The sequence below is a fragment of the Gehongia tenuis genome (assembly GCF_014384795.1).
Classification (GTDB): Bacteria; Bacillota; Clostridia; order Christensenellales; family NSJ-53; genus Gehongia; species Gehongia tenuis.
Genome location: NZ_JACRSR010000001.1, coordinates 331,515 through 345,305 on the forward strand (window position 1 = coordinate 331,515; position 13,791 = coordinate 345,305).

Annotated in this window: 16 protein-coding genes; 9 read left to right on the forward strand and 7 right to left on the reverse strand. The window is 60.5% G+C overall.

From position 1 onward, the window contains the following. Positions 1 to 40: 40 nt before the first annotated feature. Positions 41 to 352: a helix-turn-helix domain-containing protein gene (locus H8696_RS01570; RefSeq protein ID WP_249314510.1), complete on the reverse strand. Its 312-nt coding sequence runs from the start codon at positions 350 to 352 to the stop codon at positions 41 to 43. A gap of 195 nt (positions 353 to 547) precedes the next feature. Between H8696_RS01570 and H8696_RS01575 the strand changes: the two genes are divergently transcribed. The 3 genes from H8696_RS01575 (at position 548) to ybaK (ending at position 2,625) form a co-directional block, all read left to right on the forward strand. Then, the gene (locus tag H8696_RS01575; RefSeq protein ID WP_249314511.1) at positions 548 to 790 is read left to right on the forward strand and encodes a helix-turn-helix domain-containing protein; all 243 of its coding nucleotides are present in this window, start codon (positions 548 to 550) and stop codon (positions 788 to 790) included. A 59-nt stretch (positions 791 to 849) separates the two neighbouring features. Further along, positions 850 to 1,884 (forward strand): NAD-dependent epimerase/dehydratase family protein, encoded by a 1,035-nt coding sequence (locus H8696_RS01580; protein WP_249314512.1) that lies wholly within the window; start codon positions 850 to 852, stop codon positions 1,882 to 1,884. A 261-nt stretch (positions 1,885 to 2,145) separates the two neighbouring features. After that, on the forward strand, positions 2,146 to 2,625 hold the full coding sequence (ybaK, locus tag H8696_RS01585) for a Cys-tRNA(Pro) deacylase (RefSeq protein WP_249314513.1): 480 nt from the start codon (positions 2,146 to 2,148) through the stop codon (positions 2,623 to 2,625). Between the two features lie 166 nt (positions 2,626 to 2,791). Here ybaK and H8696_RS01590 read toward each other — a convergent pair whose 3' ends face one another. The 6 genes from H8696_RS01590 to H8696_RS01615 form a co-directional block, all read right to left on the reverse strand. Further along, a complete protein-coding gene (locus tag H8696_RS01590; RefSeq protein WP_249314514.1) occupies positions 2,792 to 3,025 on the reverse strand; it encodes a helix-turn-helix domain-containing protein in 234 nt (77 codons plus the stop codon). Positions 3,026 to 3,204: 179 nt separating this feature from the next. Next, entirely contained in the window at positions 3,205 to 3,783 is a 579-nt protein-coding gene (locus H8696_RS01595) for a manganese efflux pump MntP (protein ID WP_249314515.1), read from the reverse strand. Positions 3,784 to 4,366: 583 nt separating this feature from the next. Continuing rightward, a complete protein-coding gene (gene rbr, locus H8696_RS01600) occupies positions 4,367 to 4,903 on the reverse strand; it encodes a rubrerythrin (RefSeq protein ID WP_249314516.1) in 537 nt (178 codons plus the stop codon). After that, positions 4,900 to 5,310 carry a Fur family transcriptional regulator gene (locus H8696_RS01605; RefSeq protein ID WP_249314517.1) on the reverse strand — a complete coding sequence of 137 codons (411 nt, stop codon included), beginning with the start codon at positions 5,308 to 5,310 and terminating at the stop codon, positions 4,900 to 4,902. Before H8696_RS01605 ends, rbr begins: the two co-directional genes overlap by 4 nt. A 414-nt stretch (positions 5,311 to 5,724) precedes the next feature. After that, a complete protein-coding gene (locus tag H8696_RS01610; protein ID WP_249314518.1) occupies positions 5,725 to 6,561 on the reverse strand; it encodes a hypothetical protein in 837 nt (278 codons plus the stop codon). 66 nt (positions 6,562 to 6,627) lie between these two features. Then, positions 6,628 to 7,089, reverse strand: coding sequence for a metal-dependent transcriptional regulator (locus H8696_RS01615; RefSeq protein ID WP_249314519.1), 462 nt, complete (start codon positions 7,087 to 7,089; stop codon positions 6,628 to 6,630). A gap of 123 nt (positions 7,090 to 7,212) precedes the next feature. Between H8696_RS01615 and H8696_RS01620 the strand changes: the two genes are divergently transcribed. The 6 genes from H8696_RS01620 to H8696_RS01645 all read left to right on the forward strand — a co-directional run bounded on the left by H8696_RS01620 (position 7,213) and on the right by H8696_RS01645 (position 13,768). Continuing rightward, positions 7,213 to 7,449, forward strand: a complete 237-nt coding sequence (locus tag H8696_RS01620) for a FeoA family protein (protein WP_249314520.1) — start codon at positions 7,213 to 7,215, stop codon at positions 7,447 to 7,449. A gap of 9 nt (positions 7,450 to 7,458) precedes the next feature. Next, a complete protein-coding gene (feoB, locus tag H8696_RS01625; RefSeq protein ID WP_249314521.1) occupies positions 7,459 to 10,104 on the forward strand; it encodes a ferrous iron transporter B in 2,646 nt (881 codons plus the stop codon). Positions 10,105 to 10,180: 76 nt separating this feature from the next. Further along, positions 10,181 to 10,852 (forward strand): hypothetical protein, encoded by a 672-nt coding sequence (locus tag H8696_RS01630; protein WP_249314522.1) that lies wholly within the window; start codon positions 10,181 to 10,183, stop codon positions 10,850 to 10,852. A gap of 316 nt (positions 10,853 to 11,168) precedes the next feature. Continuing rightward, positions 11,169 to 11,828: a hypothetical protein gene (locus H8696_RS01635; protein ID WP_249314523.1), complete on the forward strand. Its 660-nt coding sequence runs from the start codon at positions 11,169 to 11,171 to the stop codon at positions 11,826 to 11,828. Positions 11,829 to 12,025: 197 nt separating this feature from the next. Then, positions 12,026 to 12,772, forward strand: coding sequence for a hypothetical protein (locus H8696_RS01640; protein ID WP_249314524.1), 747 nt, complete (start codon positions 12,026 to 12,028; stop codon positions 12,770 to 12,772). Positions 12,773 to 13,081: 309 nt separating this feature from the next. Continuing rightward, entirely contained in the window at positions 13,082 to 13,768 is a 687-nt protein-coding gene (locus tag H8696_RS01645) for a hypothetical protein (RefSeq protein ID WP_249314525.1), read from the forward strand. Positions 13,769 to 13,791: the final 23 nt, after the last annotated feature.

Consider the following 13,791-nt stretch of genomic DNA (forward strand, 5'->3'; position numbering starts at 1 on the left):
AATAAAACCATTTAAATGGAGTCTGACAGGGTGTCAGGCTTTATTTTTTGTCGCCCTTATCCTTCGCCGGGCCCCGGGTGTGTCTGGGCGGAGTATCCGGCAGCGGGAGCTGCGGCCAGGGATAGACCCGGCCCTCCGTCAGCGGATAGGGGTCGAACTCCGGCGTGCGGCCGGACATGTAGTCCACGGAGGTGTGGTACATATCCGCCAGCATGGACAGAACGCGGATGGGCGGGTCCAGCTTGCCGTTCTCATAGCACGAATAGGTGCTTTGATCGATTTCCAGCCGCTCCGCCACAAATTTCTGCTGAAGCTGATACACATTTCTCAGCGCCTTCATGCGAATGTACATCAGCTCCTCCTCTTCCCGAGGCAATCTTTTTCTAGGCTTTCTGCTCATCTTGCGCCCCTTCTTGTAGTCGTTATTCAATGATGATAATTTGTATGATTAGTCATCATTAGGGTAATACTAACAAGGATGAATGCTAAAGTCAATAAAAAATGACAAAAAAGTGGTTACAAATTTTGAGTACATGGGCGGGGATATATGAAGATTTACGGATATAACGGCAAACGGAACATCGTGGGATCCAGAGTCCGCGAGGCACGCAGGCGGCTCGGACTGTCCCAGGAGGAGCTGGCGGCGCGGCTGCAGGTGGAGGCGGTCACGCTGGAACAAAAGACCATCAGCCGCCTCGAACAGGGCCAGCGCATCGTCACCGATTACGAGGTCAAGGTGCTGGCCAGGATTCTCAGGGTCGATCCCAATTGGCTGCTGGAAGAGGACTAGAAATATTTCCGTTTTGAGGAGAATTGTGCTATACTAAAGATGGAAGTGAGGCGGTTCCCATGAGTACGATTTATGGCGTTACCGGGGCCATGGGCCATCTGGGCGGCACGGTGGTCCGCGTGCTCGCCCAAAGGGGTGAACGGGTGCGCGCTTTGGCGCTGCCCGGCGATCATTCCAAAACGCTCACGGGCGTCTCGGCGGAGATGTTTACCGGCGATGTGAGACACGCCGTCTCTCTGGAGCCGTTCCTTACGGTTCCAAAGGGCGACAGGCTTGTGGTGATCCATGCCGCGGGCATCGTGTCCATTGCGTCCAAGTTCGATCAAAACGTCTACGATGTGAATGTGAAGGGCACGCAGAACATCGTCGACGGTTGTCTGCGCCACAGGGCGGAGCGGCTGATCCACGTGAGTTCCGTTCACGCCATTCCGCCGGGGGAGAAGGGGGAGACCATCACCGAAGTGGATTCCTTCCGGCCCGACCGGGTGGAGGGGCTGTACGCCCGCACCAAGGCGGAGGCCACCCAGCGGGTGCTGGACGCCACTTTGGAGGGGCTGGACGCCGTGGTGGTCCACCCATCGGGCATTCTGGGGCCGGGGGACTACGGACACGGACACCTCACCCAGCTGATCAAGGACTTTCTCGACGGGCGGCTGACCGCCTGCGTGAACGGCGGCTACGATTTCGTGGACGTCCGGGACGTAACGGACGGCATTCTTTCCGCCGCCGAATCGGGACGCACCGGGGAATGCTACATTCTCTCCGGCGCCTTTTGCACCATTCCGGTCCTCCTTCGGGTGCTGGCCGAGGTGAGCGGCAAAAAGCCCATCCGCACGGTGCTGCCCACATGGTTTGCCAAATTCACCGCGCCGCTGGCGGAGACCTATTACAAGATCCTGCGCCAGCCGCCGCTGTACACGGCCTACTCGCTGTATACCCTGAGCTGCCCCGCCAAGTTCAGTCACGGCAAGGCGGAGCTGGAACTGGGTTATCACCCCAGATCGCTCACCGATACGCTGCGGGATACCGTGGCCTGGCTGCGCAGCCAGGGCCTGGTCAAACCCTTCCGCGGCGCACCGCAGCCCGCCGGCTGAAAGAGCCGTCGTCTGAAGGAGCCGGAACACACGGGGCTGGGAAGAATGAGACCGGGGGGTGGCTGGGCCCGGCGGGAAGAATGGGACCGGGAGAACTGGCAGGAGCGGCCCGGCGGGATGAAGGCCGGGGGAGCGGCGCCGGCCAGGCCGAACATGAGGAAATACCGGGGCTTGAGGGCTCCGGAGTCATAAAAAAGACGAAGGGCCCTGCGCCTTGATGAGGCGTTGAGGGCCCTTTTCAGGAATCTTGGGAGGATAGGGATGAGAACAAAAATGAAGACCAACGCCATGCGCCAGCTGGATGAGGCGGGTGTGGTCTATGAAACCCGAAAATATGATGTGGAGGACGGCGCCATCGACGGCCTGTCGGTGGCCAGAAAGCTCTCCGAAAGCCCGGATCGGCTATTCAAGACGCTGGTCACCTGGGGCGGCGGCAGAAGCTTCTTCGTGTTTGTTATTCCTGTGAACCGGGAGCTGGATCTGAAGGCTGCGGCCCGTGCGGTGGGCGTCAAGTCCATTGAGATGGTCCACGTGAAGGATATCCTCCCCATCACCGGCTACATCCGCGGCGGCTGTTCCCCTTTGGGCATGAAAAAAGCCTTTCCCACAGTGCTGGACAGCACGGCTTTGGAAAAGGACTATATTTTGGTCAGCGGGGGAAAGATCGGTCACCAGATCGTGCTGGCACCCCAGGACCTCATCGCGCTCATCGGCGCTTCCACCGCGGAAATCACTCGCTAAATAAAATGCCGGTGCCGCAGGAAGCGGAGCAGATGCGCGGGCGCCAGAGCGGCGGGCGGCTTGGGTGGCCGGGGCCGGGTGACGGCTGAGTGGAGCGGCCAGTGGCTCGGGTGGCCGGGGCCGGGTGGCTCGGGCAGGACTGCCGGACCGCCGCGATCCGCCAGATCTATCGGATTCGGATGAGTCCGATTTTTTTTGTCTCGTCCTCGTCCTCGTCGACCAGCATCTCGTCCACCGTTACCCCATAGTACTTGGCAATATCCACCATGATTCGAAGCGGAATCCCTGATTTGCCCGTCTCATAGCCCGAATAGGTGCTCTGATCAATATTCAGCTCCTTGGCCAGCATCGCCTGGGACAAATTTCTTCTTTTTCGCATTTCACGAAGACGTGTATACAAAGCAACCACCTCTTCATCCATTGTATCATAAATCTGCGAAGATTTAAGGCTTTAGGGAAATACTCCCTAGGGAACTTTTCCATATTTAGTATATTCTTTGATACTATGATTATAGTTCATTTGGCCCAGGAAAAGCAACTCTTTTTGAGAATAAAGTAGAAATTTGTCAAAATGTCAAGTTAGCCGCCTAAAAACAGATGTTCCACCAGAATTTTTACGCCGGTCAGCACCAGAATGCCTCCGCCGGCGACCTCCGCCCATTTCTGGATCAGACTGCCCACCTTGCGGCCCAGGAACCCGCCGCCAAAGCCGAAGGCGAAGGCCACCACGCCGATGACGGCCGCGGAGAGCCAAATGTTCACGCTGAGAATGGCCAGGCTCACGCCCACCGCCAGCGCGTCGATGCTGGTGGCCACTGCCATCAGCGTCATGCGCTTCGGGCTCATCAGCGTCTTGGCATCGCCCTTTGTGCAGCCTTCCTCCTTGTGGGTGAGGGATTCATAGATCATATGGCCGCCGATCACCACCAAAAGCCCGAAGGCCACCCAGTGATCGATGTTCTCGATGTACACCGACACGGACCGGCCCGCAAAGTATCCGATGGCGGTCATGGCAAACTGGAACAGGCCGAAATAGGCTCCCTGGAGCAGCGCCTCCCGTTTGCCGAAGTCCCGCACCGTGATGCCATTGCAGATGGAGACCGCAAAGGCGTCCATGGCCAGGCCCACGGCGATCAGCAGAATCTCTAAGATACTCATTCTTACCCTCCTACACTAAAAAAACCCGTGCATGAGAAAACCCATGCACGAGTCTCGTTCATGAAGATTTGCCAGGCCGGGCCTGTCGCCGGGCCAGAATGTTGACAAATCACGCCGAGGCGCGAACTACTCCCTCGCCTTGGTAAGATTACCATAAAGAAGGCCGGCTTGTCAACCTATGGGCTCCTTCTATATGTATGTGGGCCGCCGGGAAAAAGAACGGTGGGCCGCCAGGAAAAACTGGGCGCTGCCGGGGGGATTTGGCAGGTGGGAAGGCAGGGCCGCGGGGGCGGCGGTGTGCGTTATTTAATAGGAAGCTTTTTCTCCGAAAAATGGAGCCCGGAATGGGGCCTGGCGTGAGGGTGCCAGTGGGGGTCGGGCGCCAAAGGGGCTGAAGGACCGGTGAATTGGGCGCGGGGGCGGCGGGAGAGCTGGCGGGGCTGGCGCGTGGGCAAGTGGGGGGCCGGGGACGGAGCCGCCCGGGGAAATAAAACCGCCCTCCCGCCCCCAAGGAAACGCTCAGGTTTCCCGGCGGGCGGAAGGACGGTGTGTGTCTGAAGGAGTCTATTCGCGTTTTTCTATCTTAGTAGTTGGTCGCACGAAGCTGGAAGTAGGCCTTGGGATGAGCGCAGACCGGGCAGGTCTCCGGCGCTTCCTTGCCCACATGGATGTGGCCGCAGTTGGCGCAGATCCATACCATTTCGCCCTCGCGGGTGAATACCTTGCCCTCTTCCACGTTCTTCAGCAGGGCCTTGTAACGCTCCTCGTGGGAACGCTCGATGGCGGCCACGCCTTCGAACAGCTTGGCGATGTGATCGAAGCCTTCCTCATAGGCTTCCTTGGCAAAAGTGGCGTACATATCCGTCCACTCGTAGTTCTCGCCCGCCGCCGCATCCTTCAGGTTCTCCGCGGTGGTGCCGATGCCGCCGTTGGCCAGCTTGAACCACATCTTGGCATGTTCCTTCTCGTTGCCCGCGGTCTCCTCAAAGATGTCCGCGATCTGGTTGTAACCCTCTTTCCGGGCCTTCGAAGCATAGTAGGTGTACTTGTTGCGTGCCTGGGACTCCCCGGCAAACGCCGCCATCAGATTAGCCAAAGTCTTGCTGCCTTCCAATTTCATGAAAACTCCACCTCTTTCGTCTTATTTGTACGACAGTGCTCACACACGCCGTAGAATGTGATATCCACAAAGTCAATCTCGTGCCGGGTGCTCACCTCGTCCAGCGGACCCAGCCGCTTCACCCATTCATCGGGCATATCATACACCTGATGACAATGGGTGCACACCAGATGGGGATGGTCGTCGCACCGACCGTCGTAGTGCAGGTTGTTCGCGTCCCCGTACAGGGGCTTGATCTCGCCGTTTGCCGAGAGCACCTTGAGGTTGCGGTACACCGTGCCCAGGGATATGCTGGGCATCTTTGCCCGGATGGCCTGATGGACCATTTCCGCCGTGGGATGGGCATGGGACGATTTCACCGCTTCCAAAATGGCCTGGCGCTGGCGGGAGTATCGCTGTTCTGCCATGGTCACCACCTTCTTGGAAACAGTCTGGCGGGACGCCAGTTGCTGGTAAATAGTAATGATTACTGTTACTGTTTATACTATACATGCTGGCGGGGCCGTTGTCAATAGTTTTGCCCAAAAAAGTGCAAAAAAAAAGAGTCTTTAAAACCTTTCGCCACTACAATATCCGGAAGAAAAGGGCAGACCGGAAATGAGAGAGGAAAAAAACGTGCGAAAGTGTTCTACGCTAAAGACTCCTTCAGACACAAGTATTTTAACATATTCATGGGCGGGATGTCAATAGGGCCGGTTTTTCCAGGGATTTGATGATTTGGCCGTCCTTTGGCGGGCGGGGGCAAAAAAAGCCGGACACGGCTGTTCTTAACCGTGTCCGGCATATTCTTCACTGCGGACCGCCCGGAAGCGTTCTTCCTTTTACTTGTTGAGCAGGGACGTGCCGGCCTGATCCTTCACGTCCTGGGGTATTTCGATGGTCACGCTGTCGTAGTTCGAGAAGGTGTACTCCATGATCATGCGTTCACAGGTGCCGGCATAGAGCGTGCCCATGCAGATGCTGTAGGCCTCGGTGAAGTCGGCGTGGATCTTGAGGAGATTGCCGTTCTCCTGGTCCACCCACACCATGAAGGGCACATCCCCGATGGATTCGATCATGGGCTGGTAGGGCATACCCGCCGTCATCTGCTCCAGCATGCTGTACATGCCCAGCATCTCCATGTAGTTCAAAAGATCGTCGTTCTTGACGGTGATGAGAATGCGGTCCGCCATGCGGCCCTCGATCTCCTCCTCGCCGTCCAGGACGGCCTCGCCGTTCTTCAGGAAGTCGGCGTCCTTATAGACCGCCATCTGGGCCAGAAGATCGTAGCTGTCGGCGCTGTCCACTTCGCCGGCCTCGAAGGGCATGCTGCTGGTGGAGGTGTACTTGTCAAACTTCTTGCCGTTCTCCTCCAGATAGCTGTCCAGGGTGGTGGTGGAGCCGTCCTCCCCGCCCTGGGTCTGGGAGCCCTGGGCGTGGGCGATGATCTTGGGGGAACGGACAAAATCCACGCTGGTCACAAGATCGATCTCCGAATTCATCACGCCCTCGGCGGTGACGGATACGGACATTTTGTTCACGCCATGGTAGCTTTTGGCCTTGTCCACCCGGCTGAGGGCCTTCGTCACCCTGTCCATGGGGGTGGGCTCGCCGCAGGCGGTGAGGGAGGCCATCAGAGCCACGGCCATGACCGCCGCCAGTATCTTCTTTGGTTTCATCGAATATCCTCCTAGCGTACGTTTGTGTTGCATACTCCCCTATTATAATCGGTCCTGGCGCTAATTTCAAACATCTTTCCAAAATGACACAAAATTGCCCGGATTCTCCCGCACATAGCGGTTGAATTTGGCGATGCGGACCATGGCCTCCTCGGTGAAATGGTGCTCGATGAGCTCCGCCTGGCGCAGCACCTCCCGGCGGATTCCCAGGTTGAGCAGCAGGCTCTCCACCTCCCGGTGGCGGGCAAGCAGGTGATCGCCCAGCTTCTGCCCCTCCGCGGTGAGGGTGAGCGCGCCGTGCTTCTCATGGGCGATGAGCCCGAGGGCCAAAAGCCGCCCCGCCATCTTGCTGGCCGAGGGGTCGCTCACCGACAGCGCCCGGGCCAGATCCCCGGATTTTACCGGCGCCCCGTTCGGGGACAGCCGCCGCAGCATCTCCACGTAGTCCTCCATGGCCGTGGTGAGCCCCGTCTCCTCCATCAGCCGATTCTCTCCGGTGTAGCCCCGGACCGTTTTAAATCCCGTCATGACCCCTTGCTCCTTTCTTTCGCCTTCTATCACCTTATGCAAAGGGGGCACATAGTATATCGGTGAGGGGGAAAGTTTTTCCCCTGGCTAAAACACAAATTTTAACCAAAGGAAAGATGACTTATGATGAATCAAGTGATCCCTCTGAACGAAGTGCCCGAGGGCAGGAAAGCCGTGATCCGCGGGCTTCGGGAAAACGGGGGTTTTGAAAAACGGCTGTCCGATCTGGGCTTTGTGGAGGGCAGCGCCGTCACGCCGCTGTTCATCTCGCCCAGCGGGGACCCGAGAGCATTCTTCCTCAGAGGCGCTGTGGTGGCCCTCCGCCGGGACGCCGCCCAGGGCATTCTGGTGGAAGTGTAGGAGGTTTGTATGAGTAGATCGACGAAGGGCGGGCTCACCCTCGCCCTGGCTGGCAACCCCAATGTGGGGAAATCCACCCTGTTCAACGCCCTCACCGGCATGCATCAGCACACCGGCAACTGGCCGGGCAAGACCGTTCAGCTTGCCGAGGGCCGCACCTGGGTGGGCGAGCGGGAGGTCCGGCTGGTGGATCTCCCCGGTACCTATTCCCTGTCCTCCCATTCGCCGGAGGAGGAGGTCGCCCGGGATTTCATCCTGGGCGGCGCGGACGGGGTGATCGTGGTGCTGGACGCCACCGCCCTGGAGCGCAATCTGATCCTGGCACTGCAGATCCTGGAGATGACCCCCCGGGTTGTTTTGTGCCTCAATCTCATGGATGAGGCCGCCCGGCGGGGCTTCAAGGTGGACCCGGACGCCCTCGGACGGCAGCTGGGCGTTCTCGTTGTGCCCACCGCCGCCGCAAAAAAGCAGGGGCTTGCCGAGCTCATGGAGGCTGCCGTCGCCGTGACCGGAGACGGAGAGTATGGGCAGGGAGCGATGGACGGCGCATGCCAAGCGGAGGACGAAGGGCGGTGTCAGAGGACCGCCGATCCGTGGGGAGAGAATGGAGCGTCCGGCCGGAAGCGCGAAGGTGATGGGCAGACCAGCCCCATCGCGGCCCCGTGCGCAGCCAGCAAAAGGGGCGGAGGCACCGGTGAAAAAATAGATTGTGCATGCGAGGAAAAAGCCTTGGATGCGAATAGTGAAAGCGATTACAGATATTGTGGGATATCTGGCCCCGAACCCGCAAATGACCGCGGGAACCAGCGGGAAAAAGCCATGGATATGGAGAGCCCGACTGGAGCCGGACAGCCGGACCGGCGGGAGGGCGCGGCTGAAAACGAACAGCGGGAAAAGCCGGCAGGCACGCGGAGTGGAAGGGGGCACTGCCCCAAAGACGATATGCGAACGGCGCAGGAGGGAGCCGAAGCGGTGGGAAGCCATCGGGAGGCCCGCATGGCGGAAAACGCCGGGCAAGGAAAGCCGACAGGCACGCGGAGTGGAAGGGGGCACTGCCCCCATGGAAGAGCGTGCAGGGGATGCCCCTACGCCTCGAGAAGCGCTCTTGAGCGCTATCGGGCGCTCTACGGCGACGGGGAAGGCGTGCCGGAACGGCAAGCCCCCCGGGATCCGGTGCATTACGGCAGGGCCGAACCGGTGATCGGCGCACTGGCAGGCGTGCTGGGCAGCCGCTATGCGGCGCTGGTCGCCCTGGAACTGGCCACGGGAACACAGCCGGACCGCACGAAAAAAGAGACCTGGACCCTCATTGAGGGCGCCAGGGCGCAGCTCAAGGAGCTCGTGGATGCCTCGCCCGAGACCTATGGCGCCCAGTGCCGGGCGAAGGAGGCCGGCAGGGTGGCGGCTAAGGTGGTTTCCGGTGGGCACCGCAGCGGCCGCGTGGACCGCATCCTCACCTCGAAGCGGTTCGGTATCCCCATCATGATCGCCTTTCTGGCGCTCATCCTTTGGATCACCATCGCCGGGACGAACGTGCCCTCCGCTTATCTGGCGCAGGCCTTCGAAGCCCTGAAGGGCTGGCTTCAGCCCGTTCTGCTGAACCTGGGTATGTCCGCCTTCTTCGTGGGCCTCATCGTGGACGGCATGGTGGGCACCCTGGGCTGGGTGGTCTCCGTGATGCTGCCGCCCATGGCCATCTTCTTCCCCCTGTTCACCCTGCTGGAGGACCTGGGCGTGCTTCCCCGCATCGCCTTCAACCTGGACGGCTACTTCCAGCGGGCCAAAGCCTGCGGCAAACAGGCCCTGACCATGTGCATGGGCCTTGGATGCAATGCGGTGGGGGTGGTGGGATGCCGGATCATCGACTCCGAACGGGAGCGCATGATCGCCATTCTTACCAACAACTTTATGCCCTGCAACGGGCGGTTTCCCATCTTGATTGCGATTTCGGCGGTGTTCTTCGGCGGCGCGCTGGGGTCCGCCGCCGGCGCTGCGGCCGTGCTCGCGGCCGTGCTCCTCGGCGTTTTCGCCACCCTTGCCGTCTCCCGCATCCTCTCCGGCACCCTCCTAAAGGGTATGCCCTCCGCCTTCACCCTGGAGCTGCCGCCTTACCGCAAACCGCAGATCGCCAAAGTGCTGGTGAGGTCCGTGCTGGACCGCACGCTGTTCGTGCTGGGCCGCGCCGCCGCCGTGGCCGCGCCGGCCGGTATCCTCATCTTCCTGCTCGCCAACATTGAGGTGGGGGAGGGCAGCCTTCTTTCCGCCTTCACCGCCTTCCTCGATCCCGCCGGAAGGCTGATGGGCCTGGACGGCGTCATCCTCGCCGCCTTCATCCTGGGCATCCCCGCCAACGAAACGGTGATCCCCATCATGCTGATGGCCTATCTCGCCACCGGCACCCTCACCGAGGCCGGTTCCATGGCGGAGCTCGCCGCCATCCTGAAGGGCCAGGGCTGGACGATGGTGACCGCGGTCAACGTGATGATTCTCACCATCATGCACTTCCCCTGCGCCACCACCCTTTGGACCATAAAAAAGGAAACGGGCAGCCTCAAATGGACCGCCCTCGCCTTTCTGCTGCCCACCCTCACCGGAGTGATCCTGTGCGTGCTGATCCACGGCCTGGCCGGGCTTTGGCCGCTGGTATTCGGTTGACAACAGGCCATTCTTCCATTATAGTATCACACGGGAGAAAACTCCCGAGGTACAGTATAGGAAGGAAGGGTTTCATTTGAAGAAGATTGTTGCGCTCATCATGGTCGTGGGCATGTTCGCCATGGCCCTCACCGCCTGCGGCGGCACCGACGCCGCCACCCCCTCGCCGGAGGCTACGCCCAGCGCGGCCGCTACCCCCGCTCCCACCCCGGAGGCTACGCCTGCGCCGGAAACCACCCCCGCTGAAGCCGAGGTTGGCGGCGTGAGCACCCCCGAGTCGGTGACCACGGAGGAGACCGTGACCAAGGCCGGCGACAAATACGAGGGCGCCGGTTTCACCGTGACCCTGCCCGAGGGCTTCTCCGGCACCGCGGATGAAGAGGGCGCCATGTACACCAAGATGGACATGAACGAGGGCAAGGTGGAGATGATCATGATCATGAACACCGACGCTGCCGGCGGTTCCGTGTCCGATCTCACCGATGAGCAGCTTGCCCAGCTGGGCGAGCAGATGATGGGCGCCAGCGACGAGAACGCTGAGTCCAACGTGTCCCGCAGCCAGATTTCCGGCAAGGACGCCGTGAAGCTGGAGATCACCCAGACCCAGGACTCCGTGGTGATCACCGGTGAAGCCTACATGTTCGACAGCAACGACAGCCTGGCTACCGTGCTGGTGGTTTCCTCCGGCACCGAGGCGGGCCTGTCCGCCGACATGCAGGGCGTGCTGGACAGCGTCGTCATCGAATAATTGAAAGAAAAGAAACCTGGCCGAAGCCGTTTCTGGCGGGCCGGGTTTCTTTTTTTTGTCACATTTCCGACACGGTGAGGACCCATGGGTCCGGTAGGATGGACCTGAGCCTGAAGCCGGGGCACGCCCAGCGCGTTCACTCGGAAAGGAACGGATCGTGCGCGAATTGATCCTGAAAAGCTTGCTCCGCGCAGCGATGGGCTGTTTGGGCCTGTGGGGCGCCCGGGCCATGGCCCGCTGAAAGGGCCCCGCACTGCTGGGCCGGGCTGGGGGCCCCGGGCGTTCAGGTGAACCTTGAGGAAAGAGGGTATGTACTTTGAAACGAACCATGCTCATGATTGCGGGCGTCGTCGCGGTCGCCCTGGGACTGACTGCCTGCGGCGGCGGCAACTCTGCCACCCCGTCGGCTTCCGCAAAGACCACCCCGAAGGCGACGCCGGCGGCGTCCGCCACACCGGAAGCATCCGATTCCCAGGCCTCGGCTGAGGTCACGCCCACTGCGGCCACCGTCACCAAGCCCGGGGATCTGTACCAAAGCGGCGGCGGATTCTCCATCATGCTGCCCACCGGCTACACCATCGAGAAGGACACGAAAACCTCCGCTTCCCTCACCCGGGAGGACGGAGAGGTGAAGGATAGGCTGATGGTGGAGGCGGACGGCGGGTTCACCGCGGCCAGCCTTGCCGCCCTCACCGATGAGGAGATGGAGGAATGGGCGGGGAACCTTCTGGACAACGGCACGGTGAACGCCGTCGTCGAGGACATCACGCTGGACGGCAAGCCCGCCAAAAAGATCACCGCCACGGACAGCTCCGGCGAGACGCCGGTGACGCTGACGGCCTATCTGTTTGACGGAAGCTCCGCCATCGCCGCCGTCGCCGGCATCACCAGCGGCGGCGACACGCTCTCCGCCGATCTCGCCGAGGCCATGGACAGCCTCTTCTACGAGACGGCCACGCCCTCCCCCGAGAGCTGATTCCCTTCCACAAAAGGACAGAAATGCTGCATTTCTGTCCTTTTTGCTTTTGTGGGAAGCGGGAGGAGACGGGAGGAAGGCGAGGGGCGCGGATGGGACTTGGCAGGGCGCGGGGGGGAGCGGGGCGCGGATGGGACTTGGCAGGGCGCCGGGGGCGCGGTACAATAGGATGGGAATAAAATGGGGGGGTATTTTCGATGGAAAAGACGCGATGGGGTCTTCGCATTGTGGTGATGCTGCTGGTGGCCGCGCTGGTGGGCCTGATCACCTGGCATTTTGTCAGCCGAAACGTGCCGCCGCCCAGTGCCGGCGGTTCCGATGCCGTGCAGGATGGGGAGCTTTGGACCGGTGAGGATACCCCGAAGGATGGGCAGGGGACGGATGAGCCTTTGGATGATGAGGCGGCCCGGCCTCTGGAACCCGGCGAGATGGCCGTGCCCATGGAGGGGGAAACCCTGGGGCCCACGGCGGAGGGGGATTTCTTCCGGTACCACGGCATGAAGCTCACCTTTCCGGCTGGGGTGAGCTGGTATGCCATTGAGGATTCGCTGTATTTCGACTGGGACTACGATGAATACATCTCGCTCAACTATTACGAGGATCTGGGCGGGGAGAACGGGCTGGCCGATTACTCCGAGGAGGAGCTGCGGGAGCTGGCCGAAAGCTGGGCCGAGGAGGACGGCAGCCAGGTCTGGGCCGAACGGGTGCGGGTCGCCGGCCTCGTCGGCGTGAGGATCACCACCCTGGAGGAATCGGAGGCGGGAAGGGAGCTTTGGACCTGGTATACGCTGGAAATGGACGGCGATATCCTGGAGATCTGGGCCACCTGCGCCCTCGGCGATGATGAGACTGTGGAGAAGGGGGATCAGGGGCCCGCGCTGCCCGGCGCGATTCAGAAGGTGCTGGAGAATATTGAGCTGGAGGGCCGGGATCAGGGCCTGTGACGGAAGGGCCGGGGACGGCAAGTGATGGGCGGGGCCGGGCAGGCTCCGCTTTACCTATAAATGGACAAAAAAAGACATCTGTGTAATGAATACACAGATGCAAAATGAAAGGAGAATATACGCCCCGTCTACTGGGTAAGAGCGACGTAAGCGTCACATGCGTGTGGCACATGTGTGTGATCTCTCAATCAACGTGTCCATTCTACAGGAAAAACCGGGCCTTGTCAAGGGTATTTTTAAAGTTTTTTGTTTACTTATGCCTAATATTTAGGTAAAATGGAGAAAAGATCGAAATGGGAGGGAAATTTCGTGTCTGACTACGAAAAAAAGAACAACAGCAAGACCTGGATTCTGGTCACCATTATTGCCATCCTGGTGGTTGCGCTGGTGGCCCTGATTATTCTGCAGTTCACCGGCGGCGACCGGGGCGCCAGCGCCCAGGTGACGCCCACCCCCGCCGCGGAAGCAACGCCCGCGCCTACCCCCGAACCCACGCCCACGCCTGAGCCCACCCCCGCCGCGACCCCCGCGGCCACGCCGGAGGACTCCGCGGCGGCCGGTTCCTTTGTCTCCAGCGGCTTTACGCTGAGGATTCCCGAGGATATGTCAAAGAGCGAAAGCGAAGGCATGACCACCTACATGCGCTTTGATCTTTCCACAGGCTCGGTGGAACTGGTGATGATCTATGACAATGTGCCCTCCGGCGGTGTGAAGCTCCATGTGAATGAGCTCACCGACGAGCAGATTGAGGCCCTTACCGCCGCCATGGTCTCCGAGGTGGAGGGGCTCACCGAATCCCACCAGATGATCGATGTGGACGGCAGGAGCGTGCTTCAGGTGGATATGGCCGGCAACGAGGACGGCACGGACATGATCTTCCGCTGCTTCATCTTCGATGTGGACGGCAGCATCACCCTCCTGCTCACCGGCAACTCCGGAACCTCCTTCTCCGCCGATATGCAGGGTGTGCTGGACAGCCTCGCCTTTACGGAGTAAAATAGTTGCATCCAACCTTTGAG